This window comes from Peribacillus muralis, assembly GCF_001645685.2.
Taxonomy (GTDB): Bacteria; Bacillota; Bacilli; order Bacillales; family DSM-1321; genus Peribacillus; species Peribacillus muralis_A.
Genome location: NZ_CP017080.1, coordinates 1317876 through 1344529 on the forward strand (window position 1 = coordinate 1317876; position 26654 = coordinate 1344529).

Consider the following 26654-nt stretch of genomic DNA (forward strand, 5'->3'; position numbering starts at 1 on the left):
CATGTCCCAGTTTTATAAGTGTTCTTGGACTTTTGATTTTGATTTTTATGACAAATTAAATATGTAAAAAAGCGTTTCTAAGGAAAAATCATATGTTCCCTCATACAGCAGGCGTGTATGGGGGGCTTATATTTTATAGGTTTTTTGTCTGGATAGCTTTACAGTAGGAGGAACCGATGAACAATTACAAGCTGACCATTCAATATGATGGCGGACGCTATAGAGGCTGGCAACGGCTCGGCGATAGTGATGATACGATTCAGGGGAAAATAGAAAATGTATTGACGGAAATGGCAGGGAAGAAGATAGAAATCATCGGATGCAGCAGAACGGATGCCGGTGTCCATGCTTTTGCCCAGATTGCCAATTTCAAGATTGATGGAAAGTTGACGGAAGCTGAAATTATGAACTATTTGAATAGATATTTGCCCCAAGATATCAGCATCACAGAGGTTATGTTAGTTCCTGATCGTTTTCATGCCCGTTATAATGCTAAGGACAAGACCTATTTGTATAAGATCTGGAACGAGCGATATACGAATCCGTTCATGAGGAAGTACAGTATGCATGTTGAGGAAAAGCTGGATATAGAAAAAATGAAAAGAGCGTGTCAATATTTTATCGGTGCGCATGATTTTACTGCTTTTTCGAATGCAAAGTCCAAGAAGAAATCAATGGTGCGTGAAATATATGTTATTGATATCGAGGAAAATGCCGGCTTCATCGAAATTAGTGTGCGTGGGGATGGTTTTCTTTATAATATGGTTAGGAAAATGGTCGGGACGCTGATAGAGGTCGGGCTGGGTGAAATTGACGCTGAGCAAATCCCGGGCATTCTGGAGTCGAAAGAAAGAATCCAAACGGGCCGTATGGCTGATGCAGCCGGGTTGTATTTGGTGAAGGTTGATTTTTAGACCGAATACGTTGTTAAAAAATCGAAGAAACAGGGAAGAATGATAAAGTTGAACAGCACGAAGGAAGGGGAGGTTTTCATGAGATTAGCTGGAAAGAAAATTATCAGTCTTGTGCACCATGATTTTGAGGATTTAGAGCTTTGGTACCCGATCCTACGATTGAAAGAAGAGGGTGCGACCGTTCATCTTGCTGGAGAGAAGGCGAATGAAACATACATGGGGAAATATGGTGTACCCGCCGTATCCGATTATGCGTATGGGAGCATTAAAGCGGAAGATTATGATGCGATTCTCGTACCGGGCGGTTGGGCCCCTGACAAAATTCGCCGGTTCCCTGAAGTGATTTCACTTATCCAAAGCATGGAAGAAACGAAAAAACCGATCGGGCAAATTTGTCATGCGGGCTGGGTGTTAATCTCAGCAAAAATCTTAGCTGGCAAGAAAGTAACAAGTACGCCTGGCATCAAGGATGATATGGAAAATGCCGGAGCTACATGGATTGACGAAGCTGTCGTCGTCGATGGAAACCTTGTATCAAGCAGACGCCCGCCTGATCTGCCGGATTACTTAAGGGAATTGATAACCGTGATAGAACAACGTTGATCGAATTCAAACTGAAGGCAAACCCGAGGAAAAGGGGGTTTGCCTTCAGTTTTTTTCTTTATGAAAAGTCCTAATGTTCATGCAACGACCAACATACGTGAAATGAAAATACATGGATATGTTTACTTAGTATCGAATATGAAGGTTTTCCGAATAATAGTATCAAAATACTTATGCACGGGGGTATATTTTGAGAAATATTCGGGAGATATTCGTGGACGATTTAAAAAGCATTTATAAAAATTTCTTTGTTTGCATCGTGCTTGTTTTCCTGATGCTCATCCCGTCCATTTATGCGTGGTTCAATATTGTCGCCTCTTGGGATCCTTATGGAAACACGGAAGGAATTCTTGTAGGGGTTTCCAATAATGATAAAGGTGCCGAGTTGAATGGTAAATCGGTTAACTTAGGCAATGAAGTCATAGAGGGGTTAAAGGGGAATAAGGATTTAGGCTGGAGATTCACATCGGAAAAGAATGCCGTTGCAAAGGTGAAGAAAGGGGATTATTACGCAACGATCGTCATCCCTGAAAATTTTTCCGAGCATATTGCGACCATCATGACCGATGAACCTATGAAAGCGGAGATTGATTACTATGTTAATGAAAAAATCAATTCCATCGCCCCTAAAATTACAGCAGCAGGAGCTAACACCATCGTCGATAATGTAAGCAAAAGCTTTGTTAAGTCGGCTAGTGGCAGTATCCTGGAAATCTTTAATGAATTGGGCATCACGTTGCAAAATGAATTGCCGACCATTCAGAAGATGAAGAATATGGTGTATTTATTGGAGGGAGAACTTCCAGAGCTTGAACAAAATCTGAAAATCGTACAAACACACGTAAAGAGGGCAGAAGAAATCATTAACAAGGTCAATGAAGGCTTGGAATCGATACAAGGGATAACATCGCAGAAAGATGAATTGGTATCTGGCGTTTCTGGTTATGTAGACTCAACCAAGCAGGCGTTCGAAGAAATCCATCCACTCTTGAAAAATGATATTGCGAAAATGAGGAGCGATAATGAAACGATCTTAGTGCTTGCGAGTAGGGTAACAGATCAGGATTTGACTAGCGATGAGGTAAATCAGTTAGTTGAACAAGGCAGAACGCAAATAAATAAAGAACTCTACCTTTTGGACAGCATGTTTGACTTATTGGTGAGTGTTAATCAATTTAGCGAAAAAGACCGGCTTCAGCCAGAAATAAAGCTAGTGGATGGTTTACGTGATAATGCTTCCGGCCAGCTTCAAGCGCTGAATGACCATTCTTTCGATTCACTTAGAGTTCTTGGTGATAATAATGATCAAGTCTTGGAAAGCCTCCAGGCTACCTTTTCCAATGATACAGGATCAAAAATCGATGAAATCTGGATGGAAGCGAATTCCATTTTACAAAAAGCCAAACTTACGCTTGAGGAAGGCAGTCAGGTTCTTCCTGAAGTGAAGGGATTATTGAATGAGACCAATGGAAAGTTGGCGGACCACAAGGGAGATATCGATAAGTTACAGGAAAAGTTTCCGGAAATCCAAGCAAAAATCAAGGCGCTCGCTTCTAAAATGAGAGAAATCGATAAGTCTTACAATATGAAGGAAGTCATTAATTTCCTAAGGAATGATATTGAACAAGAAAGTGAATTTTTCTCGGAGCCGGTACTGCTCAATAAACATAGTTTATTTCCCATTCCGAATTATGGGTCTGCCATGTCCCCCTTCTTCACGGCACTGTCCTTATGGGTGGGCGGGACCATACTGATTTCCATGCTTAGCGTGAGCGTCTCGCAAAAAAACTACAGTCCATATCAAATTTATATCGGCAGATACCTCATATTCTTCATCATTGGTTTGATGCAGTCTTTAGCCGTTTCCATCGGAAACCTTTTCCTGATTGATGTATATGCAGTGGATAAATTCGAGTACGTCATGTTTTCCATCTTGATAAGTACGGTATTTACATTGATGGTCTATACCTTCGTCTCGGTTCTGGGGAATGTCGGGAAAGGGATTAGCGTAGTCCTGATGGTGCTTCAAATATCAGGTTCGGGAGGCACTTTCCCCATTCAAGTAACACCGCCGTTTTTTCAACATATCAACCCTTTTCTGCCTTTCACCTATGCCGTCAGCTTACTTCGTGAATCGGTTGGGGGGATAACCTGGAGTGTAGCTGGCAAGGATATATTCATCTTATTCATCTATTTATTACTGACGATCGGCTTCGGCATCATTTTGAAAAAGCCATTGCACGAAAGAACGCAAAAGATGAAGGATAAACTATATGGAAGCAGGATTTTCTAGGTGCATTGAAAGGTGCAGGCTTGTAAAGAATTTTCTCGACCAATGTAAAGGCCGAATAATACCAGTCAAGGCCGAAATAATCGAAACAAGGACGAAATACTCCAATGTAGGCCGAATTAATAGCAGTCAAGGCCGGATTAATCGAAACAAGGACGAAATACTCCAATGTAGGCCGAATTAATAGCAGTCAAGGCCGGATTAATCGAAACAAGGACGAAATACTCCAATGTAGGCCGAATTAATAGCAGTCAAGGCCGGATTAATCGAAACAAGGACGAAATACTCCAATGTAGGCCGAATTAATAGCAGTCAAGGCCGAAATAATCGAAACAAGGACGAAATACTCCAATGTAGGCCGAATAATACCAGTCAAGGCCGAAATAATCGAAACAAGGACGAAATACTCCAATGTAGGCCGAATTAATAGCAGTCAAGGCCGGATTAATCGAAACAAGGTCGGGAAAATTCAATGTAGGCCGAATTAATCCCAGTATAGGCCGAAATAATCGAAACAAGGACGAAAAAATCCAACGTGGGATGAATTAATAGCAGTCAAGGCCGGATTAATCGAAACAAGGTCGGGAAAATTCAATGTAGGTCGAATTAATCCCAGTATAGGCCGAATTAATCGAAACAAGGACGAAAAAATCCAATGTAGGTCGAATTAATAGCAGTCAAGGCCGGATTAATCGAAACAAGGTCGGGAAAATTCAATGTAGGCCGAATAATACCAGTCAAGGCCGAAATAATCGAAACAAGGACGAAATACTCCAATGTAGGCCGAATTAATAGCAGTCAAGGCCGGATTAATCGAAACAAGGTCGGGAAAATTCAATGTAGGTCGAATTAATAGCAGTCGAGGCCGGATAAATCGAAACAAGGACGAAATACTCCAATGTAGGTCGAATTAATAGCAGTTCAGACCGGATTAATCGAATCCAGGTCGGAAAAATCCAACGTGGGATGAATGAATCCCAGTATAGGCCGAATTAATCCAGTCCAAGGAATATACAAGCACGACGTGGTAGGGGCTCCCTGTTATGGACAGACTTTGTCCAATGCTTGGATTACCTGATCTACCTCTTCCCACGAATAGATGGAAGCACCGGAAGCAAATGGATGCCCTCCGCCATTGAATTGGCGTGCCACTGAGTCGATGGGGGTATTCCGTGAACGAATCCTGACACGGATGTTGGCAGGATATTCAATGAAAAAAGCCCAGATCTTGTTCGCTCTGACAGTTGATAGCGTATTAATCAAATTCGAAGCTTCGTTTCGGTCTATGTTATATAATTTCAGCAAATCCTCGGTAATGATGAAGTAAGCAACTCCTTTATCCGTTACCTTGAAGCTCATGAGAATGTCTTTTTGAAGCCTGGAAGAGTTTTTCGACTTTACCTGGAGGAAGTTATGGATGCGCTCCGGTTGAAAATCATAAGCTCGTAAGCGTGAAACCACTTTTAATGTCCGTGGAGTGATATTTCCATTCATGAAATTACCAGTATCACTAAGTATCCCTGTATAAAAGGATTTAGCCGTTTCTTTATTCATCGCAAAATCATCTGGAAATTCCAAGCACAAATCCGTAAGCATTTCACTTGCAGAACTATAGGAAGCGTCAACCCAAGAGAGGTCGCCAAATGGCTCGTAATCGTGGTGATGGTCGATTTTAATCAGCTTTTCACCTAAACAAAAGCGGGAATCACTAATTCTTGAAAGATTGGCAGTGTCACAAACTATCACTAAGGAGCCTTGATATTTTTTATCGGGGATGACATCCATTTTACCGATGAAATTAAGTTTATCGACCTCCTCACCTACTGCAAAGATTTCCTTTGACGGGAAGGACTGTTTCAGAAAGTGCTGTAATCCGACTTGTGAACCGAGGGCATCCGGGTCCGGATTGACATGGCGATGAATGATGATGGTCGAATATTTCTTGATGGTTTCCACTATTTCTTTTTTTATCTTTTCCATTTTACCATCTCCCTATAATGCTTTCGTTCCTATCAGTATCATCACATGCATCAAGGATAAAGGCAATTCGAATAAGCTTCACCATGCGTCTTCCGGAAATATTAGAAAACATTATTGTTGAAAGATTCGAATAATTAGCTTATACTTAATTTACCAAACCGAGGACAGCAAGCTGCATACCTTGCTGCATGGCCGGCTTGACATAAAACTGGAATTCATAAAAATTGACTTGGTTCACTTGATCTTCCTTTGCAGGAGGACAGTGCGTGGATAAGAGTCAGTGAAACGTTCAATGTGATGACATTGTTTGTTTTACTGGCTCTTTTTGTGTATTTCGGTATTTGAAAGGGGTGAAGGTATGAGCGGAGCTTTGGAAGGAGTCAGGATCATCGATGTATCCCGGGTTTTGGCAGGGCCGTTTTGTTCGATGATTCTGGGTGATTTGGGAGCGGAAGTGATTAAAATTGAACATCATCAATCAGGTGATGAAACGAGAGGCTGGGGCCCTCCGTTCGCCCAGGGGGAAAGTGCCTACTATTTATGCGCCAATCGAAATAAGCAAAGCATGACATTGAATTTAAAGTCTGAGCAAGGAAAAGAGATATTTCGAGAGTTGGTCTCATCCGGGGACATAGTGATTCAAAATTTCAAGACCGGTACGTTGGAAAAAATGGGGTTAGGTTATGAAGATTTAAAGGAATTCAATCCACAACTGATCATGGCCTCGATTACGGGGTTTGGCTTAACAGGCCCTTATAAAGATTTGCCGGGCTATGATTATATCATTCAGGCGATGAGCGGGTTGATGAGCATCACCGGAGAGAAGGGTGGAGAGCCCGTGAAAGTCGGTGTGGCCATAGCCGATATCTTGACGGGCTTGTATACATGCATCGGCATTTTATCAGCCCTGCATCATCGGAATGAATCGGGGCAAGGGCAGGAAATTGATATTTCGTTAATGGACTGTCAGGTTTCTTCGCTAGTGAATGTGGCTAGTAACTATTTATTCAATGGCCTGCCACCAGAGCGTATGGGAAACCAGCATTCTAATATCGTTCCATATCAAACGTTTCGTACAAGCGATGGAGAGCTAGTCGTGGCGGTAGGGAATGATGAGCAATTCAGTCGGTTCGCGGCTGTTATTGGCAGTCCTGAGTTAGCGGAACAGCAACGGTTTAAGCATAATGAGAAGCGTTTACTGAACAAGGAAGAATTAATCCCGATTTTGGAAGATTCATTGAAAAGAAAGACAAAAAAAGAGTGGAAAGTGCTGTTGGATGATGCTGGGATACCGAACGGTCCAATTAATGATATAGCAGAGATGTTCGAGGATCCACAAATCAGCGCCAGAGGCATGCTTATGGCAATGGACCATCCGACCATTGCGGACTTGAGAATGGTCGGATCGCCATTGAACCTATCAAAAACGCCGGTCACGATGAGGAAGCACCCGCCTCTGTATGGGGAGCATACCGATGCCATTTTGGTTGAAATGGGATACGATCCCGTTCAAATCGAGAAATTCAAGCAAAATAAAATTATCTAGGAGGAATATGGATGATGAATTTCGAATTAACAGAGGAACAGCAAAGTGTGAAAAAAGTGGTCAGGAAATTCGTGGATAAGGAAATCATCCCTTATATCCAAGAGTGGGATAGGCAAGGTCAATTTCAGCCACATATCCTGAAACGACTGGCGGAATTACAGTTGATGGGCGTTTGCATCCCCGAAGAGTATGGCGGGGTCGGAATGGATTATAATACTTTGGCCATCGTTTGCGAAGAGCTGGAGCGGGGTGATACGGCCTACAGAACTGCCGTATCGGTACATACAGGGCTGAATAGCATGACCCTGCTGCAATGGGGTACGGAAGAACAAAAATTGAAATATTTAGTGCCGCAGGCCAAAGGGACGAAGATCGGCGCTTTCGGGCTGACTGAACCGAATGCGGGGTCTGATGTAGCAGCAATGAAATCTACAGCAAGGCGTGTAGGCGATCATTATATTTTAAATGGATCGAAAACATGGATTTCCCTCTGTGATTATGCCGATCATTTCCTCATTTTTGCCAAGACTGATCATGATCTTGGCTCAAAGGGCATTACGGCATTTATCGTGGAAAGGACTTTTGAGGGAGTGGAGTCCAAGGCCATTAAGGGGAAGTTGGGGATTCGTGCGGGAAATACAGGGGAAGTCTTTTTGACGGATGTAAAAGTTCCGGCAGCGAATAGGCTTGGTGAAGAAGGGGAGGGCTTTAAAATTTCCATGTCGGCTTTGGACAGCGGCCGGTTTACGGTGGCCGCCGGTGCTGTAGGGTTAATTGAAGCGAGCCTAGAAGCCAGCTTGAAGTATTGCCATGAACGCAGTACTTTCGGCAAGGAGATAGGAAGGCATCAGCTCGTCCAACAGATGATTGCCAAAATGACGGCAAATTTGGAAATTTCCCGATTGCTGGTCTTTAAAGCGGGCACGTTGAAAAATCAAGGAAAACGGAATACGAAGGAAACGTCCCTTGCCAAGTGGATTTCCTGCAATGCAGCTAATGAAGCAGCCAATGATGCCGTTCAAATCCATGGTGCCTATGGCTATTCAGATGAATATCCGGTCGAACGTTTTCTGCGGAATTCAAAAGCTCCGGTCATTTACGAGGGAACCCGTGAAATCCATACGATGATGCAGGGCGAGTATGCACTTGGCTACAGAGAGGATAAAGAGCTCCGTAGGCAATTGCCTGCATGGCCTTTCGAGCAAGCATCCGTATATTAAATATAGATAGAGGAGACCAGAGATGAACACTTATTTTATTGCAGGGCATGCCAAACTTCCACAAGGGATGGCAGCGAGAAATTTATATGATTCCTTGACGATCACATTGGAGCTGGACTTTAAATATGGTGTGATCGTCGAGGCTTCCTGTACGCTCGCTACAGAGCATGGCAGGGAATTCATTCGGCAGCTGCTGCGCGGTCATTGCCTGAAAGATGGTATCGGGGAATTGATCGATCGTGTACAAATGCATTATCGCGGGAAGGCTGGCCAAGCCATCCAAGCAGGATTGAAGGATGTGTATGCACAGTTCGAACTGGTCTCCGATAATTAGGGAAAATGGAAGGATCCTGCCGAAACATGAAGTCGGCAGGATCCTTTTTTTATTGCTAAAGCGTGACAAAAAAAGAGGTGTTAAAGAACGCACCTCTTCGCCTTTCAACCTATTTCATGCACAATTACATGAGAAGGCATGGAACTAGAAGCTCCATTTCCATTTCTTCTTGAAATGAATGCTGCCGCTGCCGTGGCACCCACGCTTGTGGCATGAACACCGTTTCCTGCAAGTGTTCCTTTTTTTGCAGCATGTTGATTTCCTGTTGCCGCTTGATCGTCTTTGCGTGCCCCGTGTTGACTGTTTCCTGCTAGTGCGCCGCTTCGTGCCGCAAGTGGACCGTTTCTTGCTACAGCAACGCTTCGTGCTGCCAGAAGAACGTCTTTTATTGTTTTTACGTGAAGAGCGCCCTTTTGAGCGTGGATCATTGAACATGAAATCGCCCAATCCCATAGAATTCGCCTTATCCACAGCATTTTGTATATCACGAATGAAGTTTGACATAATGATAATCCCCCTTTCCATACGATAAACTATGCGGCTTGTACGTAATGTGCTAAAGATAATCGCACAGCCGGTAAAAAAATAGGTGCATTTTGGTGACATCCTTCGCTTTTTTTCCATATTTTAATAGGAAAGTGAAAGGGAAGGGTTATATGAATGCTGACAAGAAGCTGCCTTTGTATCAGCTGTTTATTCCACCTGTAAATTTAATGGAGCTTCGCAAGGATATATGGTGCAATGATCCGCTGCCTGCTAAATTAACCATCAACAAAAAGAAGCTCGATATTGATATTGTTTACCGTGGCTCGCATATCCGGGAATTTCGGAAAAAATCCTATCATGTTGTTTTTTATAAACCCCATACCTTCAAGGGAGCCAAAGAAATTCATTTGAATGCTGAATATAAGGATAAATCGTTATTGAGAAATAAATTATCGCTGGACTTTTTTGCTGATATTGGCACCTTGGCGCCCAAATCCCAATTCGTAAGCCTGAATCTGAACGGGAAGGATGAGGGGATATACCTGGAGCTGGAGTCCGTGGATGAATATTACTTGAAGCGAAGAAATCTTCCGGAAGGCTCCATTTTCTATGCGGTGGACGGCGATGCGAATTTTTCCTTAATGAGCGATTTGGATCAGGGGATTAAAAAGTCATTGGAGATGGGCTATGAAAAAAAATGCGGAACTGTGAAAGACGAATGGTATTTACAACAATTGCTCATCCAAATCAATACCATTTCCAAAGGCGATTTTGAAGGGGAAATCGTAAAATATATCGATGTGGAAAAGTACTTGCGCTGGCTGGCTGGCGTAATTCTCACACAAAACTATGATGGATTCGTTCATAACTATGCCTTGTACCGGAATGGTGATACGGGACTGTTTGAAATCATCCCGTGGGATTATGATGCGACATGGGGGAGGGATGTTAATGGGGAAGTGATGGAGGAGGATTATGTTGGCATCGAGGGATTTAATACATTGACTGCGAGAATCCTTGATATAAGGGCGTTTCGCCTTCGTTACCAAAGCCTGCTAAAAGAGATTATGGACTTACGTTTTAACGTTGGTCATATGAAGCCGATCATCATCGGGTTGCATGATCAAATAAGTCCTTATGTATCAAAAGATCCATATATCAAAGACAATAAGGCAATTTTTGATGATGAACCTGATTCCATCCTGAAATTCATAGAAGAACGGGCCAAGTATATTAAGGGCCAATTATATAAATTGGATTGAACATTTCATTTTCTTTAGAAGTTGAGTGTAATTGGGCAAAGAAAAAAACGACAGGAGTGCTGAAGAATTGCATTTCTGTTATTTTTTTTGCGCGATTCCATTTGCTTTTCTATACCATTACGGCTATGTTTGATAGAAAGATATAATCTTAAGAAAATGAAGGATGGGAATGGATTGACTAATCATAGCCGAATACCGGCATATATATATACGTTTACGTGCAGCCCTGACGAACGTTCATTATCCAAAATGGAGATGCGCTCGTTCTTTGGCTTTGAAACGGCAGGAAGCATTTTGAAAAGTGATATTAAAATTGATCCGAGCAGAAGTCCTTTTATTAAGGGACGTGTGGATATTATGTTTGAAGGGGAAAGCATTCCAGATATCGTTGAGCAAGTAAAGGGTGTTCATTTGCCGGATTCAACGTTCAAAGTGCTATTCGTAAAAATCAATGATTTGAATGAAGAAGAAAAAATAGATTATGATGGGCAGCGAGAAATTGAACGAGAAATTGGCTGGCACATCCAAGCGGAGGCTGATGTACGCAATCCTGATCAGGTCTTCGGTATCGTACCCCTCGGCGGACGTTGGTATTTTGGGGAGTATGTCAAGCCAGATGCAGTTTGGCTCCATCATCTGAAGAAGCCGCGGGAATATTCAACGGCCCTAAGTACACGGGTGGCGAGGGCGATTGCGAACATAGCCGTACCGCACCCTGATGGAGTGAAGGCGATTGATCCATGCTGCGGAATTGGGACGGTATTGGTAGAAGCGCTATCAATGGGGATAAATATTGTTGGCCGAGATATAAATCCACTCGTTACGGACGGCTCAAGGGAGAACATTGCCTACTTTGGTCTTGAAGGCGATGTAACGACAGGCCCGATTTCAGAGGTCGCGAATAATTATGATGTGGCGATAATCGATATGCCCTACAATTTATATACCCATGCGACTCCGGAGGATCAGCTCTCGATCCTTAAACATGCAAGACGGTTCGCTGACAAAGTCGTTGTCGTGACGATTGATACGATGGATGAAATGATTTATGAAGCAGGGTTTGAAATTGCCGATCGATGTGTAGCGAGGAAAGGGGTTTTCTCGAGACAGGTTGTATTGTGCGTGTGAGAGTGCCGAAAAAGAAGGCTGAAATCCATTAAGGATTTCAGCCTTCTTGATGATTACATCGCTTCATAATGAACCACTTTTCCGATGATTTTCTTCGTGACCTTTCCCTGATACTCCAAGTAATCCAAATGCCCGATGATTTCAGACATGACAAGCGGGAACTGGGATACATACTTTTGCCTATAGAATGCCTTTGCCAGCTCATTTCCTGAAGTTATACCGCTTTCTATCATGGACAAGATCTTTTGTGATTTCCTTTCGATGCCCTTGAGCCTTTTTTCAATCAAACGACTTGGTTGTTCGATGATATTCCCGTGGCCAGGCAGAAGGAGATCGACCTGTAATGCCAAACATCGCTGCAAAGAATCAATATGATCGACAAGAGTCAGCATTCTATTGCCGTCATCATCAGGTTCGATCAAGGCGTTACTTGAAATATGCTCAATCAATAAATCGCCTGAAAGCAGTCGCCTTCCTTTTTGGTCCATGAACGCGATTTGGTCAGGAGCGTGCCCGGGAAATTCAATCACATCAAAGTCAAACAAGTGTTTTTCCGTGATTTCGATGATGTCGCCATTTAACTTTTGATCTTTATTATGGTCGACCGCGTTAAAAAGGTAGGCGATCTGTTTATCTCCAAGGTCACCACAGCCCATCTCCAGGTAAAGCTGTTTATAAAATTCAATTCGCATCTTCAAGAAGTCGGAATCGCGTTTTAGGCGAGGAGCGGCTTTAGGGTGGGCATATATGGGAACCGGGTGGAGCGCAGTGATCTTATTGACCAATCCAACATGATCTCCATGATGGTGTGTTAACCAAATATCCGTGATATCCCCGATGCTCAAAGCATTTTCCTTCAATGTGCGCTGCAATGCATACCAGCAAGTTTCATCATTCATGCCTGCATCAATTAATGTTAAAGCTTCTTCCCTTTTCACTAAGTAAAAGTTTATGCTTTTTAAAGGTAAAGCACTTGGAGCGATGATTGGATAAATTTCAAAATCTGAATTCGTTATCATGAACGTCCCGGATCCTCCTAAAGATAAACATATTGGAAAACTAGTGAAATGACGAAATATTGAGACTTTGTTATTCTATGATTAGTTGATTGAAAGGAAACTGTCAAGAAGAAGCTCCCATATGAATGGATGAACTGTCCGATTATGTTTTTTATGGGGCATACGAATAAATCGGTATAGGAGGTTATTAAATGAGGCCAAAAATCTATATTACAAGGAAATTGCCGGAACAAATCATCGAAGGTTTAAGAGGGAATTTTGATATCAGGATGTGGGACGAAGAGGAGATACCGGTACCTAGAGAAGTCCTTGAAGAAGAAGTGAAGGAAGTTGATGGGCTGCTTTGCTTGTTGACGGAACAAATTGATGAGTCACTGATCAATCGGGCGGTTAACCTGAAAATCATCGCCAATATGGCAGTTGGCCATAATAATATCGATGTTCACAGTGCCACGGAGCGGGGCATCATGGTAACGAACACACCTGGAGTTTTGACGGAAACGACAGCTGACTTAACCTTTGGCTTACTGCTGGCAACGGCCAGAAGGATGATGGAGGCAGCGGATTATTTAAAAAGCGGAAAATGGGAAACATGGTCTCCGATGCAGCTGACTGGGCAAGATGTACACGGTGCGACGCTGGGGATCATCGGCTTGGGAAGGATAGGGGAAGCACTTGCCAAAAGAGCGAAGGGCTTCGATATGAACTTGGTTTATTTTAATCGAAGCCGTAAATATGAACAGGAAAAGGAATTAGGCATCGATTATCTGCCCATTGAAAAGCTGCTACAAGTATCGGATTTTGTGTGTATCTTGCTCCCGCTTACACCGGATACCGCCTATATGATTGGCAAGGAGCAGCTGAAATTAATGAAGAGGACGAGTGTACTCATAAATACGGCAAGAGGCGGAATCATCGATGAAAAAGCGTTATATCAGGCCTTGAAGGATCGTGACATCTGGGCAGCAGGGTTGGACGTATTTGAAGAAGAGCCCGTTTCTGTCGATCACCCGCTGCTAACATTACCCAATGTCGTTACATTACCGCATATCGGGAGTGCCAGCATAGCCACAAGAATGAAAATGGCAGCCCTAGCCGTGCAAAATCTGGCGGATGGATTGGCGGGAGACACCCCCCGTAATTTAGTATTGTTGAATAAAACATAATACATGAAGGTCGGAAAAAGTGCGGTGAAGGACGGAAAAATCCGCGGACGGCCGGAAAAGGAGCGATGATGGACGGAAAAATCGGAAGACGGCCGTAAAAAGAGCGATGAAAGACGGAAAAATCCAGTGTAGGCAGTTATCATAAAAAATGACTCCGAATGGGGTCATTTTTTATGGCCGAAACTGAAAAATATGTGTGAATGGAGTATATCCCAAGCCTTGATTTAGGTCATGAATATCGTAGTTTTGCTGCATATGCAGGCAGAGAGAGGGAACCACATTTAGGGTTCGAAATCAAGGGAGGCATACTTATCGTAAATTGTATCGATTTTCTGTAAAATGAAGAAAGCGAAAAACGATTAGTTGGAAGGGATAGGTTAAAGAATGATCGAAATGAAGGAAACGATATCATCAGGAAACGAAATGACTAAATCCAACAGACTGCTTTTGGCTCTTATGCTAGGTTCTTTTGCAGCGATTGGACCGCTGTCATTGGATATGTATTTACCTGGTCTGCCCACACTGGCGGACGATCTGAAAAGCAGTACGTCCTTGGCACAACTAAGTTTGACTGCCTGTTTGTTAGGGTTGGCACTTGGTCAAATTTATTTGGGGCCTCTAAGCGATGCGAAAGGGAGACGCACACCGTTAATCATATCTTTATCGGTTTATGGCCTTTCATCCCTATTATGTGCTTTTGCTCCAAACATTGAATTGCTTTTATTATTACGATTCATACAAGGGATTGCAGGAGCGGGGGGCATTGTGATATCAAGGGCGATCGTCCGTGATTTATTTTCGGGAACGGACTTGACCAAATTCTTTTCCATGTTAATGCTGGTGAATGGAGCGGCGCCGATTTTGGCTCCGGTGTTTGGGGGACAGCTTTTACAGTTCACATCTTGGCGGGGCGTTTTCATCGTCATTGCGATATTGGGTATCCTGATGGTTGCTGCTGCCTTTTTCGGGATAAAGGAAACTTTATCACCTAATCTTAGGAGTACCGGGGGGATAAACGACACAATCAGGACTTTTGGGAATTTAGTGGGTGACCGTGTATTTATGGGCTATGCTTTTTCTCAAGGCTTCATAAGTGCTGCCATGTTCGCTTATATTTCCGGTTCTCCTTTTGTCCTCCAGAACATATATGGCGTTTCTCCACAGACGTTCAGCTTGATTTTTGCCATAAATGGAGTGGGAATCATCATTGCTTCCCAAGTGGCAGGAAAGCTGGCCGGGAGGGTGAAAGAAGAAAAATTGCTTCAAATTGGATTATGTCTTGCTCTGTTTGGCGGGGTATTCCTTATTGCCTCAGTCCTTTTCGAGATCGGGTTAGCAGGCATTTTAATCGCTCTATTTCTCTCGGTTTCAAGTGTCGGCATCGTCGGTACGACGAGCTTTTCGTTAGCGATGCAAAATCAGAAAAAAACGGCAGGCAGTGCATCGGCCTTGATCGGATTGCTGCCTTTCATACTGGGGTCACTCATGGCTCCATTGGTGGGCTTGGGTTCAGGCGCTTCGTCCCTGCCGATGGGAATTGTGATGGTGAGTTGTCATGCGATTGCCCTGCTCGCATACTTATTGCTTGCACGCCATGGTTTAAGTCAGGTGGAAGGATAAGGAAAAAGCTGAAGTCCCGATGATGGGATTTCAGCTTTTTTTTGTTTAGGCTGCATAAATCATAAAAGGGATTCTGCCCCGTCGATATAAACCTCCGTACCGGTGATGTGTGACGACATATCCGAGGCTAAAAACAATACAAGGTCTCCAGCCTGCTCTGTGGTTCCGGCTTTATTGGCTAAAGGCTGAGAGCCCTGAGGATATTCGATGGGAATCCTGATTTTCTTTAAGCTTTCATCTTCAGGGAAAGTGTTGTCGTGGATATTCGTATCTATTGAGCCTGGACAAATCATATTGACCCTGATTTTGTATTTTGCCAGTTCGAGGGCAGCCATTTTACCGAACGCGACCTGCCCAGCTTTGGAGGAGCTATAGGCGGAAAAACCAAAGTTCTTGAAAAAACGGTTCCCATTGATGGAGCTGTTGATGACGATGCTGCCGCCCGTTTCCTTCATGTATGGAATGGCGTATTTGATGGTGAGAAAGGTTCCTTTAAGGTTGATGGTGTGCGTCTGATCCCAATCTTCCGGCTTGATGTCTTCAATGGGGGCAATCACCCCGTTGATGCCTGCGTTGGCAAAAACGAAGTCAATTTTTCCGAAATGGTCATAGGCAACCTTGAATGCATGTTCAACTTGCTCAGGCATCGATACATCGGTTTTAATGATGAAAGCTTCCCGGCCTAGATGTTCTACCTCTGCCTTCACCTTTTCAGCCTTTTCCACGGTTCGATCAAAAAAGATGATGTTCGCGCCGTTTTCAGCTAGCTTCAATGCTGCCCCCCGGCCAATTCCCGATCCTCCGCCGGTAATGATGGCCACTTTATCTTTCATTAAATCTGACATAAACTTCACACGCTCCTTTTTTAGTTTTCTTTCCCCTTCAGGGAGTATGTAGAAACCTCATGGCAGTAGTAATATAGGAAATTATAAACGAATATTGCCTGAAAAATCCAATTTGAACCGTTGTCGTTGGACATTATGTTTTATTTTTTTATGAATTGTCGGTATATTGAGTACATAATAAGTTAGCTTGAAAGGGGATAGGATTTTGATACGACTAGGGGTAATAGGTACGAATTGGATCACGGAACGATTTTTGGAGGGGGCAAAGCATGTAGCGGATCTATCGTTGACGGCGGTATATTCACGGACGGAAGAGAAGGCAAAGGAATTTGCCGGGAAGTACAGAGTGTCGAGAATTTTTACGAATTTGGAGGAAATGGCCGCAAGCGATGAGATCGATGCTGTTTATATAGCCAGCCCCAACTCTCATCATTGCCGGCAGGCTGTATTATTTTTACAAGGTAAGAAGCATGTATTATGTGAAAAACCAATGGCTTCGAATGTCAGAGAAGTGAAGCAAATGATCGAGGCAGCCCAACAAAATGGGGTCCTGTTGATGGAAGCGATGAAATCAACGATCATGCCTAATTTCCGAAGTGTCCAGGAAAATATCGGAAAAATAGGCGAAGTCCGCCGCTTTACTGCAAGCTTTTGTCAATATTCCTCGCGCTATGACTCGTATAAACAGGGCACAGTGCTGAATGCATTCAATCCCGAATTTTCAAGTGGTTCGTTAATGGATTTGGGCATCTATGTCCTGTATCCACTTGTTGTACTATTCGGTAAACCTAATAAGGTGCAGGCAACAGGAACGATGCTAGAATCAGGTGTTGATGGACAGGGCTCGATCTTGCTTTCTTACGATGATATGGAAGCAGTCGTCATGTATTCGAAGATAACCCAATCAGATCAGCCAACTGAAATCCAGGGAGAACTTGGAAGTATCCTGATACAAAAAATTTCAGGGCCTGTTGCAGCAAGTATCCAGTACCGCGATGGAACGGCTGAAAATATCACGGTAAATCAGGATATGCCGTCGATGTATTATGAAGCGAAAGAATTCGTTGAATTGATACAGCAGGGGAAAAAGCAGTCCGATATAAATTCTTTCTCCCACTCACTAGCAACGATGGAAATCATGGATGAAGCAAGACGCCAAATCGGTATCGTCTTCCCTGCAGACCGATTATGAGCATCTAATCGGAACTGACTAAAGCAGTTAGGGTATAAATGGATGTTACGGATTACCTTAAGTTGGGTACAATTGAGTACATGGACAATTTTATTGCTGGAGGAATGGACATGAAATGCAAAATTAATCGGAATGCAGCAAAGGTTTTACATAATATGCTGAACACGGATGAAGCGAATGGAAAAATGGTCCGTGTGTATATCACCCATATGCATGGAGACCATGCTCATTATGAGATGAAGCTGGATACACCCACAGAGCATGACGAAATCGTCAAAACAGATAAAGATATTGATATTTTGCTGGACTCACGTGAGGAATTCCTTGATGGTGTCTGGATTAAATATTTTTACGTACCTGAAGAAGGCTTTGAAATCACCAATCCTTCTAAAGAACCGCAAGGGCATCATCATCACCATTAACAATAGAACAACATTAGAACTTGAAGGGGGACGATTAGCATGAATCAAAAATACGAAAAGATCTTTCAACCATATAAATTTTCATCAGGGGTCGAAGTGAAAAACCGTATCATGATGGCCCCGATGACCACCTATTCTTCAGATGATCAAGGGGTAGTGACCGATGCGGAACTTGCATACTACGCCGATCGCTCTGCAGGTGTTGGCGCAGTGATTACCGCGTGTGCTTTTGTCATCGCCGGCGGCAAAGGGTTTCCGGGCCAATTAAGTGCAGAGGACGATTCCTTCATTCCATCGTTAAGAAAATTGGCGGAAACGATTCAATCTAATGGGTCAAAAGCGATTTTACAAATATATCATGGCGGTCGCCAAAGCCCTCCGGAATTACTGCCTGATAACCAACCGGTTTCAGCCAGTTCCGTTGCTTCGAAAGAGGATGCACCGGTACCGAGGGAAATGAGTGAAGAAGACATACAAGACGTTATTAGGGCATTTGGAGAAGCGACAAGAAGGGCGATTGAAGCAGGGTTTGATGGTGTGGAAATCCATGGCGCCAATACATACTTGCTCCAACAGTTCTTCTCTCCACACTCGAATCGACGTACCGATAAATGGGGAGGGACATTAGGCAAACGGTTGATTTTCCCGCTCACAGTCGTGAATGAAGTGGAGAAAACAGTTGCTGAGCATGCCAACAAGCCATTTATCATCGGCTACCGCTTATCTCCGGAAGAAGGCAGCAATCCAGGAATTACATTGGATGATACGCTGCAGCTTGTTGATAGATTGGCGAATCAAAATCTTGATTACCTGCATATTTCGGTAGGCCATTTCTGGAATGGTTCCTTCCGTGAGAGTGACAGGACCAAGTCACGAATCGTTAAAATTTACGACAAAGTGGGAAACCGTATCCCGGTCGTCGGTGTAGGTGCCCTGCACACTCCGGATGAAGTGGCTGAAGCTATGGAAACGGGTGTACCCTTTATCGCCCTTGGCCGTGAACTACTGATGGAACCGCATTGGATCGAAAAAATCAGGTCAGGAAAAGAAATGGAAATCCGAACGACGCTTTCCAAAAAAGATCAAGCTGAACTGGTCATTCCCGATCCGCTTTGGGAAAAGCTAATTGGGGTGAAAGGGTGGCTCCCGGTCGTGGATTGAACGTGAAAATCAAGAGTGAAAAAACCGTCCTCCAATGAATGGAGGACGGTTTTTTGGATGTAAACACATTTTGTGAAGATTCGTCCTGAACTCTCCATAATTCACATCTCGGCTACGGAATTTTGGATGATGTTTTCAGTTGGAATGATCGTATGCTGGTTCGGGCTCGAAGCGTTCTGGATCTTTGCAAAAAGGATCTGTGTCGCAACATCTCCTAGCTTCCTCACGGGAATTTCCTTACAAGTCAGAGATGGGGAAAGGAATGGATGTAAATGTGAATTGCTGTAACCAACAATCGATAGGTCTTTTGGAATGGAGATTCCATTTTCCGCTGCCATCTTATAAATACTCATCACTTTAAGATCATCAGTGGCAAAAATGGCCGTAGGTCGGTTATTTCCCAGTATTTTTTTGGCTGACTGATAAGCGGCATCAATGGTATAGCCACTATTTAAGGTCCATTCATCCTTTAGTGGGAGCCCATTTGCTTTCATGCATGATTTATATCCTTCCAATCGGTCGATGGATACATGATAATCGAGTGGAGAATGCAGGCAGGCAATATCACGGTGTCCTTTATCGATCAAGTATTGCGTCAAGTCATAACTGTCAATGTAGTTATTCGTGTCTACAGAAAAAACATTTTTATAATCTCCCTCAACCTTGCCAATGACCACTATAGGAATATTGAATGGGTCAATTTGTTGGAAAAAGTTCTCATTAGCAGGGGAACTTAGCATAATTATCCCTTTTATGAATTTCTCTTTTATTTTTCTAATGCATTTTTGAAGCTCGTCCTGGCTGTTTTTTGCAGTCTGTAAAATCACATCGAAGTTTAGTTCTTCGGCATTGGTTGATATGGCATGGATAATTTCAGAGAAAAAAGGGTTATTGGCGGTAGTCTTGGTAGAACGAGATAGCACCATGATGGCATCAAATCCTGAGGATAGGGCCCTGGCTAATTTACTGGGATGATAATTCAATTGCTCAATTGCTTTCAACACGCGCTCACGCGATTCTTCAGAGATATTGCTTTGATTGTTGAGTACTCGTGATACGGTGGATTTTGAAACCATTGCAACACGGGCGATATCGTAAATGGTGTGTCCCAATAATGTTCCCCCCCTCCTGGTATGGTTCTGTATGATCTTTTCTTCTTGATTTTTAAGGTTCATAGTACATTTGGTTCATGAACGTGAAAGAGAGCGGTTTCATAGGGTAAATTATATGGGTGAAACGTGATGCTGGCAATAGTAATTTTATAACCGATAGGCAAGCGGGCGAAGAAAGCTGATTTAGCTTGTATGCGAAACTCATAAATAAAGCAGGAATTGCTGCTTTGGTTTTCGTTGACAGAAAGCGCTTACTGTATTATATTTTGTTTGTGGGAGCGGTACCACGAACAAAATATCAATCTATCAATTTATGGAAACGGTTCCAAGGAGGAGGCGTATATGGAATATATCAAACAAAGGCTGTCTGCAATATATGGGGAATCTGAAGCACAAAAGATATGGACTGGCCTGAGAGGGAAGCTTCTAAAAGCAAAACAAACACATCATAAAGAACGAAAACAAAGATGGGATGAAAAAGATGTTGTATTAATTACTTATTCGGATCAATTTCAAGAGGAAGGAAAGCCTACATTGGCGACTTTTGAGAAGGTATTCGATCGTTATTTGGCAGACAATTTCGAAATTGTCCATCTTCTTCCTTTTTATCCCTATTCGTCAGACGATGGTTTTTCGGTCATGGATTATAAAAAGGTCAATCCGATAGCAGGAGATTGGGGAGATATAGAAAAACTATCCAAGAAAACGAGAATCATGTTTGATTATGTGTGCAATCATATTTCGGCAAAGAGTGATTGGTTTAAAGAATACATAAAAGGCAACCCCGAATATGCTGACTTTTTTACGGAGATGGACCAGGATACAGATCTGAGTGCAGTAACGAGACCAAGACCCACTCCAGTCCTCACCAAGTTTAAACTGGAGGATGGTACAGAAAAATATATTTGGACAACGTTCAGTGAAGACCAAATAGATTTGAACTTCAAAAATCCATTTGTATTATTGAAAATGATCGATGTCCTATTATTCTATGTTGAGCATGGTGCGGAATACATCAGGCTAGATGCGGTCGGATTCATGTGGAAGGAAGTTGGAAGTACGTGCATCCATCTTGAAAAAACACACCAAATCATCAAACTATTCCGTGATATTGTTGAGGAAGTAGCTAAAGGAACGGTCATCATCACGGAAACAAATGTACCTCATGAAGACAATATTTCATATTTCGGCAATGGAAGCGATGAAGCACATATGGTTTATCAATTTCCCCTACCGCCGCTTGTGCTATATACGATCAATCGCGGCAATGGGAGCGCTCTTACGCAGTGGGCAAGAAACATACAGCCAGCGGGCGATGAAACAACCTTCTTCAATTTCCTTGCATCCCACGATGGGATTGGCTTGAATCCTATTCGCGGCATCATCCCGGAAGAAGAAATTCTTGCACTGGTATCTGAACTAAAAGAAGAAGGGGCTAAGGTGAACTATAAAAAAAATCCGGATAACACACAAAGTCCATATGAGATAAATGTGACATACTTGGACGCATTGAATAAACGGTCGGATGATGATGACTTAAGGATGAAACGGTTTTTATCGGCACATTCCATTTTATTATCACTTCAGGGAGTACCAGCGATATACATCCAAAGTATATTGGGGTCCAGAAATGATTATGATGGTGTGGCCAAAACAGGAATGAACCGTTCCATTAACCGTCAAAAGTATAGATTGGAAGAAATTGAAGCTGAGCTGACAAAACCTAGTACGTTGCGAAGCAAGATATATCGGGAATTAACGAACATCATTCAGATAAGAAAAGCGGAACACCTATTCCACCCGGATGTGCCAATGGAAGTGTTGGAAAAAGGAGAAAAGATATTTGCGCTAACGAGGGGCACTGACTCCCGTGAAAGCCTTACCATTATTCATAATATTGCAAATGAACCGGTTGATGTCGAATTATCGGGGGAATTTATCAATTTAATGACTGGGGAAGACCTGATTTTCATCAATACTGTAACACTGGATCCTTATCAATTCCTATGGTTGAAATCAAGTAACTAGGAGGCAAAATGATGAAATTCAAAATCATGGGTGTAGCGTTGATCTTTGGTTTAAGCATTGCGTTATCAGCCTGCAGCGGCGGAAGCGACAAGGCAGGCACAGATGAGAACATAACAATCGAGTTCATGCATTCCTCCGTTGAACAGGAGCGCCTGGCGGTGATCAACAAGCTGGTCGATAAATTCGAGAAAGAAAACCCGGCTATTAAAATTAAGCAAGTTCCAGTTCAGGAAGATTCATATAATACGAAGATCATCACGTTAGCAAGCGCAGGAAAACTTCCTGCAGTCCTTGAAGTTGGACAGGATTATGCAAAGGTAATGGATAAGGAGCAGCTCATTGATAAAGAGGCCGTCACCAAAACGCTTGAGAAATCGGGTAAAACGGACTTCTATGACGGCGCTTTAAAATTAGTGACTCCAGAAGATGGAAAGGGTTATACCGGAATTCCGATAAGTGGCTGGGTGCAAGGAATTTGGTTCAATAAAGAAATGCTGGCCTCCAAAGGTTTTGAAGAGCCAAAAACCTGGGATGACGTATTGAAGGTCGCAAAGGCATTTACGGACAGTGGCAGTAAAAAGTACGGCATCGCTTTGCCAACCGTTGAAGGTGGATTCTCCGAGCAAGCATTCTCTCAATTTGCGCTATCGAACGATGCAAATGTACTTGATGGCAAAGGAAAGCTGGATATGAATAAAAAATCGATGAAAGAAGCGCTAACTTATTATAAAGAACTAGCGCGATACACGATGCCAGGTTCAAATGATACCACCGAGGTTAAAGATGCTTTCATGAATGGAACGACGCCGATGGCTGTATATTCGACTTATATCCTGCCTTCCGTTCATGCGGAAGGTGATGCAGACAATATCGGTTTTGCTATTCCGCAACAAAAAACAAAAGCGGTGTATGGAACGGTTTCTGCAATCACCATTTCATCGGGTTTGGAAGATGCACAAAAAGAAGCGGCAGAGAAATTCACGGCGTTTTTGTCTGAGCCGGAAAATATGACAAATTGGGTATTGATGTCGCCAGGCGGTGCACAGCCAGTTAATAAAGCGGTTACAGAAAACGCTGCCTATCAAGAAAATGAAGTGGTGAAATCCTTTGGGGATTTATCGACGGAAATTGCGACATCTTTTAACGACATCCAAGTCTTCGGTCTGGCAGGTGGGAAAAACTACTTGAAGATGGGTGATATTACGAGCTCAGGCGCCATTTCCACATTAGTGAATGATATTACAGTTGGCGGGAAAAGCGTTGATGGAGAACTAAAAACCGCTGAAAAGAAAATCAAAGATGTCTTAAGCAAATGAGGTTCAAGGAAAGTTAACATACGGCAAGACCCTCTATTTCATTTATTAAGTCCAAGGCCAGGAAGATTCCATGATCCCTCATGGGTCATATGGTTTTGGGGCATCTCATAGGGGAAAAAAGGTATGTATTCAGGGGGGCGTGAACATGAAAAACAGAGGGAAATCGGATTTGAAGCTGGCATGGGTACTGCTTTTTCCAAGTGTCTTTTTAGTGCTTTTGCTTGTGGCATATCCAATGATATCCAATATAAAGATTAGTTTTTTTGATCTACCAATCAATCCAAGGCTAGATGCAACCTTTGTCGGGTTGAAAAACTATACGGACATACTGACAGATGTCGAATTCATTAAATCATTAGGAATTACCGTTTTATACATGATCCTGGCAGTGGCAGGGAGTACGGCATTGGGATTGGCCGTGGCAATCTTCTTTAACCGCCCCTTCAAATTCCGCAAAGCAGCCCGGTCATTAATTATCCTGTCTTATGTAACCCCTTCGATTTCCTTGGTTTTTGCCTGGAAGTACATGTTCAATAACGGATATGGCGTCATAAATCATTTAGGGGTGGACGTTTTTCATTTATTTGATAAGGCGCCCCTATGGTTTGACAATCCTGTCAGCAGCTTCATACTAGTCGTGCTTTTTGCAATATGGAGATACTTCCCATATGCATTCATCTCGTTCCTGGCAATCCTGCAGACAGTGGATTCCAGTTTATATGAAGCAGCGGAGATCGATGGGGCTTCGACCTGGGAGAAGTTCAAGAATGTGACCATCCCGGCGATCATGCCTGTACTGATAACGATAATAACACTTCGTTCCATCTGGTTATTCTATATGTTCACAGATGTATATCTGTTGACGAACAAAGTGAACATCATCGGCATTTACTTGTACGAAACGGCATTTGCCTTTAATGATCTTGGCAAGGCCGCATCCATCTCTGTCATTCTTTTCATTATCCTTTCCATCGTAATAATAGCATCAAGAAAGCGGGTGAAATTCAATGGCAATGGCTAGCAGTAAGAAGAATAAAGCAGCAAGGAAGATCGGGTTTTATACCGGGCTGATCGCCTTATTGGTCGTTTCCTTATTTCCATTTTTCATCATGTTGATGACTTCCTTCAAGAACTCCAAGGAAGCGGTTGCCACTGACCCAACTTTTTTTCCGAAGGATTGGACATTTCAGCATTATTTAGATATTTTCAATCCGGATATCTTTCCTTTCCTAGCTTATTTTAAAAATAGTTTAACAGTGGCCCTCACAGCGGCGTTGCTGTCAGTTTTAATTGGCATTTTCGGGGCCTACGCCCTTTCGAAACTGAATTTTATCGGAAAAACGACCATTAATGCAAGTTTCTATACCGTGTATATGCTGTCTGGGATTTTGCTTGTCGTGCCTCTATTCAAGATCATATCCGGTCTCGGTTTGTATGATACGAAAACAGCGTTGATCATCACAATGATCGTCCAAACGCTTCCGACTTCAATTTTCATGTTGAAAAGTTATTTTGACACCATTCCGGATGACTTGGAGGAAGCCGCGATGATCGATGGGTTGAACCGTGTCCAGATCATTTTCTATATCATCATCCCTCTAGCTCTATCAGGGATCATATCCGTTTTTGTCTATTCATTCATGGTCGCCTGGAATGATTACTTGTTCGCATCAATATTCCTGTCGGATTCTGTCAACTTCACGCTCCCAATCGGCTTGAATGCCTTGTTCAGTACACCAGATTATATATGGGGAAGAATGATGGCAGCCTCACTTATAACCGCACTTCCTGTTGTAGCAATGTATGCAATCTCTGAGCACTTCATAAAAGGAAACATGACCGAGGGCGGAGTGAAGGGATAATCGAAAACAATCAAATAAACGAGAGAAGGTATACATGATGAAAAAACTAGTTGCGATAAAACCAAGGGTTGCAGCATTGATCAGTTATGAAGAAAGTGCCGTCAAGCCGAATGAAGTGAAAATAGATGTGCAGTTCGCCTCACCTAAACATGGCACTGAAGTCATCGACTTTCGCGGAATGACACCTTTCATGGATGAGGATTTTTCTGAAGAGTGGCGGATGTTCATGCCGAGGGAAGAAGGCTCGACTAAAGGGATCGTATTTGGGGAATTCCAGCTTGGGAATATGGTTGTAGGTCGAATCATCGAAATGGGAACGGATGTAACGGAATACCAGTTGGGAGATACGGTTTGTACATATGGACCCATCATGGAGACGGTCATTGTGAATGCGGTGGATAACCACCGATTACGCAAAATGCCAGAGGGGGCAAAATGGCAAAATGCGGTTTGCTATGACCCTGCACAATTTGCCATGAGCGGTGTACGCGATGCCAATGTACGCGCAGGTGATTACGTCGTTGTGGTTGGGCTTGGTGCAATCGGCCAATTGGCAATCCAGCTGGCAAAAAAAGCGGGTGCGAGTATCGTTGTCGGTGTTGATCCCTTGAATCAACGCAGGGAAATCGCTCGGCGTAACGGGGCGGATGTTTGTTTTGATCCGACCAATGATGATATAGGGCTTGAAGTGAAAAAGCTGACTAATAAAATAGGGGCGGATTCCATCATTGAGACAAGTGGAAATGCGGCAGCGCTTCAAGCAGCTCTGAAGGGCATTGCGTATGGCGGCACCATTTCCTACGTGGCCTTTGGGAAGGCCTTTCCTGCAGGTTTGAATTTTGGGAGGGAGGCCCATTTCAATAATGCGAAAATTGTGTTCTCCCGCGCAGCAAGCGAGCCTAATCCAGATTATCCACGCTGGAACAGAAAGCGCATTGAAGAAACCTGCTGGGAGCTGCTGATGAATGGCTATTTAAATTGTGAGGATATCATCGAACCAATCGTTACATTTGACCAGAGTGCAGAAGCTTACATGGAATATATCGATCAGCACCCGGAATTAAGTATCAAAATGGGAATTGACTATAAAAAATGAATCTTTATCGGGTGAAGATCCATGTTGGAATACTTGTGAATGGGGGATATGT

The 26654-nt window shown here is 43.1% G+C and carries 23 protein-coding genes and 1 pseudogene; 18 read left to right on the plus strand and 6 right to left on the minus strand.

Annotated elements, in window-relative coordinates:
• The first annotated feature begins 176 nt into the window (after positions 1 to 176).
• The 3 genes from truA (at position 177) to ABE28_RS06355 (ending at position 3810) form a co-directional block, all read left to right on the plus strand.
• Positions 177 to 914, plus strand: coding sequence for a tRNA pseudouridine(38-40) synthase TruA (gene truA / locus ABE28_RS06345; RefSeq protein ID WP_064466548.1), 738 nt, complete (start codon positions 177 to 179; stop codon positions 912 to 914).
• Between the two features lie 78 nt (positions 915 to 992).
• Entirely contained in the window at positions 993 to 1517 is a 525-nt protein-coding gene (locus ABE28_RS06350; protein ID WP_064466547.1) for a type 1 glutamine amidotransferase domain-containing protein, read from the plus strand.
• Between the two features lie 190 nt (positions 1518 to 1707).
• Entirely contained in the window at positions 1708 to 3810 is a 2103-nt protein-coding gene (locus tag ABE28_RS06355; protein ID WP_064466546.1) for a YhgE/Pip domain-containing protein, read from the plus strand.
• Positions 3811 to 4848: 1038 nt separating this feature from the next.
• Here ABE28_RS06355 and ABE28_RS06360 read toward each other — a convergent pair.
• Complete coding sequence (locus tag ABE28_RS06360; protein ID WP_064466545.1) at positions 4849 to 5787, minus strand: DHH family phosphoesterase; 939 nt, start codon at positions 5785 to 5787, stop codon at positions 4849 to 4851.
• Positions 5788 to 6145: 358 nt separating this feature from the next.
• Between ABE28_RS06360 and ABE28_RS06365 the strand changes: the two genes are divergently transcribed.
• The 3 genes from ABE28_RS06365 to ABE28_RS06375 are packed head-to-tail and all read left to right on the plus strand — an operon-like array spanning position 6146 to position 8887.
• Positions 6146 to 7333 (plus strand): CaiB/BaiF CoA transferase family protein, encoded by a 1188-nt coding sequence (locus ABE28_RS06365; protein ID WP_064466544.1) that lies wholly within the window; start codon positions 6146 to 6148, stop codon positions 7331 to 7333.
• 14 nt (positions 7334 to 7347) lie between these two features.
• Positions 7348 to 8553 carry an acyl-CoA dehydrogenase family protein gene (locus ABE28_RS06370; RefSeq protein WP_064466904.1) on the plus strand — a complete coding sequence of 402 codons (1206 nt, stop codon included), beginning with the start codon at positions 7348 to 7350 and terminating at the stop codon, positions 8551 to 8553.
• A 22-nt stretch (positions 8554 to 8575) separates the two neighbouring features.
• Positions 8576 to 8887, plus strand: a complete 312-nt coding sequence (locus ABE28_RS06375; protein ID WP_064466543.1) for a DUF3870 domain-containing protein — start codon at positions 8576 to 8578, stop codon at positions 8885 to 8887.
• Between the two features lie 104 nt (positions 8888 to 8991).
• Here the strand turns inward: ABE28_RS06375 and ABE28_RS06380 are convergent, their stop codons facing one another.
• Both ABE28_RS06380 and ABE28_RS26055 read right to left on the minus strand, forming a co-directional pair.
• Entirely contained in the window at positions 8992 to 9315 is a 324-nt protein-coding gene (locus ABE28_RS06380) for a hypothetical protein (RefSeq protein ID WP_156775697.1), read from the minus strand.
• Between the two features lie 22 nt (positions 9316 to 9337).
• Positions 9338 to 9511, minus strand: a pseudogene (locus ABE28_RS26055) (hypothetical protein); the annotation flags it as partial.
• Between the two features lie 32 nt (positions 9512 to 9543).
• On the opposite strand from ABE28_RS26055, the gene ABE28_RS06385 reads away from it, so the two are divergent.
• Together ABE28_RS06385 and ABE28_RS06390 are read left to right on the plus strand one after the other, a co-directional pair.
• Positions 9544 to 10635: a CotH kinase family protein gene (locus ABE28_RS06385; protein ID WP_064466903.1), complete on the plus strand. Its 1092-nt coding sequence runs from the start codon at positions 9544 to 9546 to the stop codon at positions 10633 to 10635.
• A 174-nt stretch (positions 10636 to 10809) separates the two neighbouring features.
• On the plus strand, positions 10810 to 11763 hold the full coding sequence (locus ABE28_RS06390) for a TRM11 family SAM-dependent methyltransferase (RefSeq protein WP_064466541.1): 954 nt from the start codon (positions 10810 to 10812) through the stop codon (positions 11761 to 11763).
• A gap of 53 nt (positions 11764 to 11816) precedes the next feature.
• On the opposite strand, the gene ABE28_RS06395 is transcribed toward ABE28_RS06390, so the two are convergent.
• Positions 11817 to 12782: an MBL fold metallo-hydrolase gene (locus ABE28_RS06395; protein WP_064466540.1), complete on the minus strand. Its 966-nt coding sequence runs from the start codon at positions 12780 to 12782 to the stop codon at positions 11817 to 11819.
• Between the two features lie 191 nt (positions 12783 to 12973).
• Between ABE28_RS06395 and ABE28_RS06400 the strand changes: the two genes are divergently transcribed.
• Together ABE28_RS06400 and ABE28_RS06405 are read left to right on the plus strand one after the other, a co-directional pair.
• Complete coding sequence (locus tag ABE28_RS06400) at positions 12974 to 13948, plus strand: 2-hydroxyacid dehydrogenase (RefSeq protein WP_064466539.1); 975 nt, start codon at positions 12974 to 12976, stop codon at positions 13946 to 13948.
• A gap of 393 nt (positions 13949 to 14341) precedes the next feature.
• Complete coding sequence (locus ABE28_RS06405) at positions 14342 to 15568, plus strand: multidrug effflux MFS transporter (protein WP_156775921.1); 1227 nt, start codon at positions 14342 to 14344, stop codon at positions 15566 to 15568.
• 59 nt (positions 15569 to 15627) lie between these two features.
• Here ABE28_RS06405 and ABE28_RS06410 read toward each other — a convergent pair whose 3' ends face one another.
• Complete coding sequence (locus tag ABE28_RS06410; protein WP_064466537.1) at positions 15628 to 16413, minus strand: SDR family oxidoreductase; 786 nt, start codon at positions 16411 to 16413, stop codon at positions 15628 to 15630.
• Between the two features lie 205 nt (positions 16414 to 16618).
• Here ABE28_RS06410 and ABE28_RS06415 point away from each other — a divergent pair, with 205 nt between their 5' ends.
• From ABE28_RS06415 to ABE28_RS06425, 3 genes are all read left to right on the plus strand, one after another.
• Positions 16619 to 17605 (plus strand): Gfo/Idh/MocA family protein, encoded by a 987-nt coding sequence (locus ABE28_RS06415; RefSeq protein ID WP_064466536.1) that lies wholly within the window; start codon positions 16619 to 16621, stop codon positions 17603 to 17605.
• Between the two features lie 110 nt (positions 17606 to 17715).
• Complete coding sequence (locus ABE28_RS06420) at positions 17716 to 18027, plus strand: hypothetical protein (protein WP_064466535.1); 312 nt, start codon at positions 17716 to 17718, stop codon at positions 18025 to 18027.
• A 39-nt stretch (positions 18028 to 18066) separates the two neighbouring features.
• Positions 18067 to 19188, plus strand: a complete 1122-nt coding sequence (locus ABE28_RS06425; protein WP_064466534.1) for an NADH-dependent flavin oxidoreductase — start codon at positions 18067 to 18069, stop codon at positions 19186 to 19188.
• Positions 19189 to 19289: 101 nt separating this feature from the next.
• On the opposite strand, the gene ABE28_RS06430 is transcribed toward ABE28_RS06425, so the two are convergent.
• On the minus strand, positions 19290 to 20300 hold the full coding sequence (locus ABE28_RS06430; RefSeq protein ID WP_156775698.1) for a LacI family DNA-binding transcriptional regulator: 1011 nt from the start codon (positions 20298 to 20300) through the stop codon (positions 19290 to 19292).
• Positions 20301 to 20642: 342 nt separating this feature from the next.
• On the opposite strand from ABE28_RS06430, the gene ABE28_RS06435 reads away from it, so the two are divergent.
• From ABE28_RS06435 to ABE28_RS06455, 5 genes are all read left to right on the plus strand, one after another.
• Positions 20643 to 22328, plus strand: a complete 1686-nt coding sequence (locus ABE28_RS06435) for an alpha-amylase family glycosyl hydrolase (protein WP_064466533.1) — start codon at positions 20643 to 20645, stop codon at positions 22326 to 22328.
• Between the two features lie 8 nt (positions 22329 to 22336).
• On the plus strand, positions 22337 to 23644 hold the full coding sequence (locus tag ABE28_RS06440) for an ABC transporter substrate-binding protein (protein ID WP_064466532.1): 1308 nt from the start codon (positions 22337 to 22339) through the stop codon (positions 23642 to 23644).
• Between the two features lie 145 nt (positions 23645 to 23789).
• Entirely contained in the window at positions 23790 to 24665 is an 876-nt protein-coding gene (locus ABE28_RS06445; protein ID WP_064466531.1) for a carbohydrate ABC transporter permease, read from the plus strand.
• Positions 24658 to 25506: a carbohydrate ABC transporter permease gene (locus ABE28_RS06450; RefSeq protein ID WP_064466901.1), complete on the plus strand. Its 849-nt coding sequence runs from the start codon at positions 24658 to 24660 to the stop codon at positions 25504 to 25506. Before ABE28_RS06445 ends, ABE28_RS06450 begins: the two co-directional genes overlap by 8 nt.
• A 37-nt stretch (positions 25507 to 25543) precedes the next feature.
• Positions 25544 to 26602, plus strand: coding sequence for a zinc-dependent alcohol dehydrogenase (locus ABE28_RS06455; protein WP_064466530.1), 1059 nt, complete (start codon positions 25544 to 25546; stop codon positions 26600 to 26602).
• Positions 26603 to 26654 lie beyond the last annotated feature (52 nt).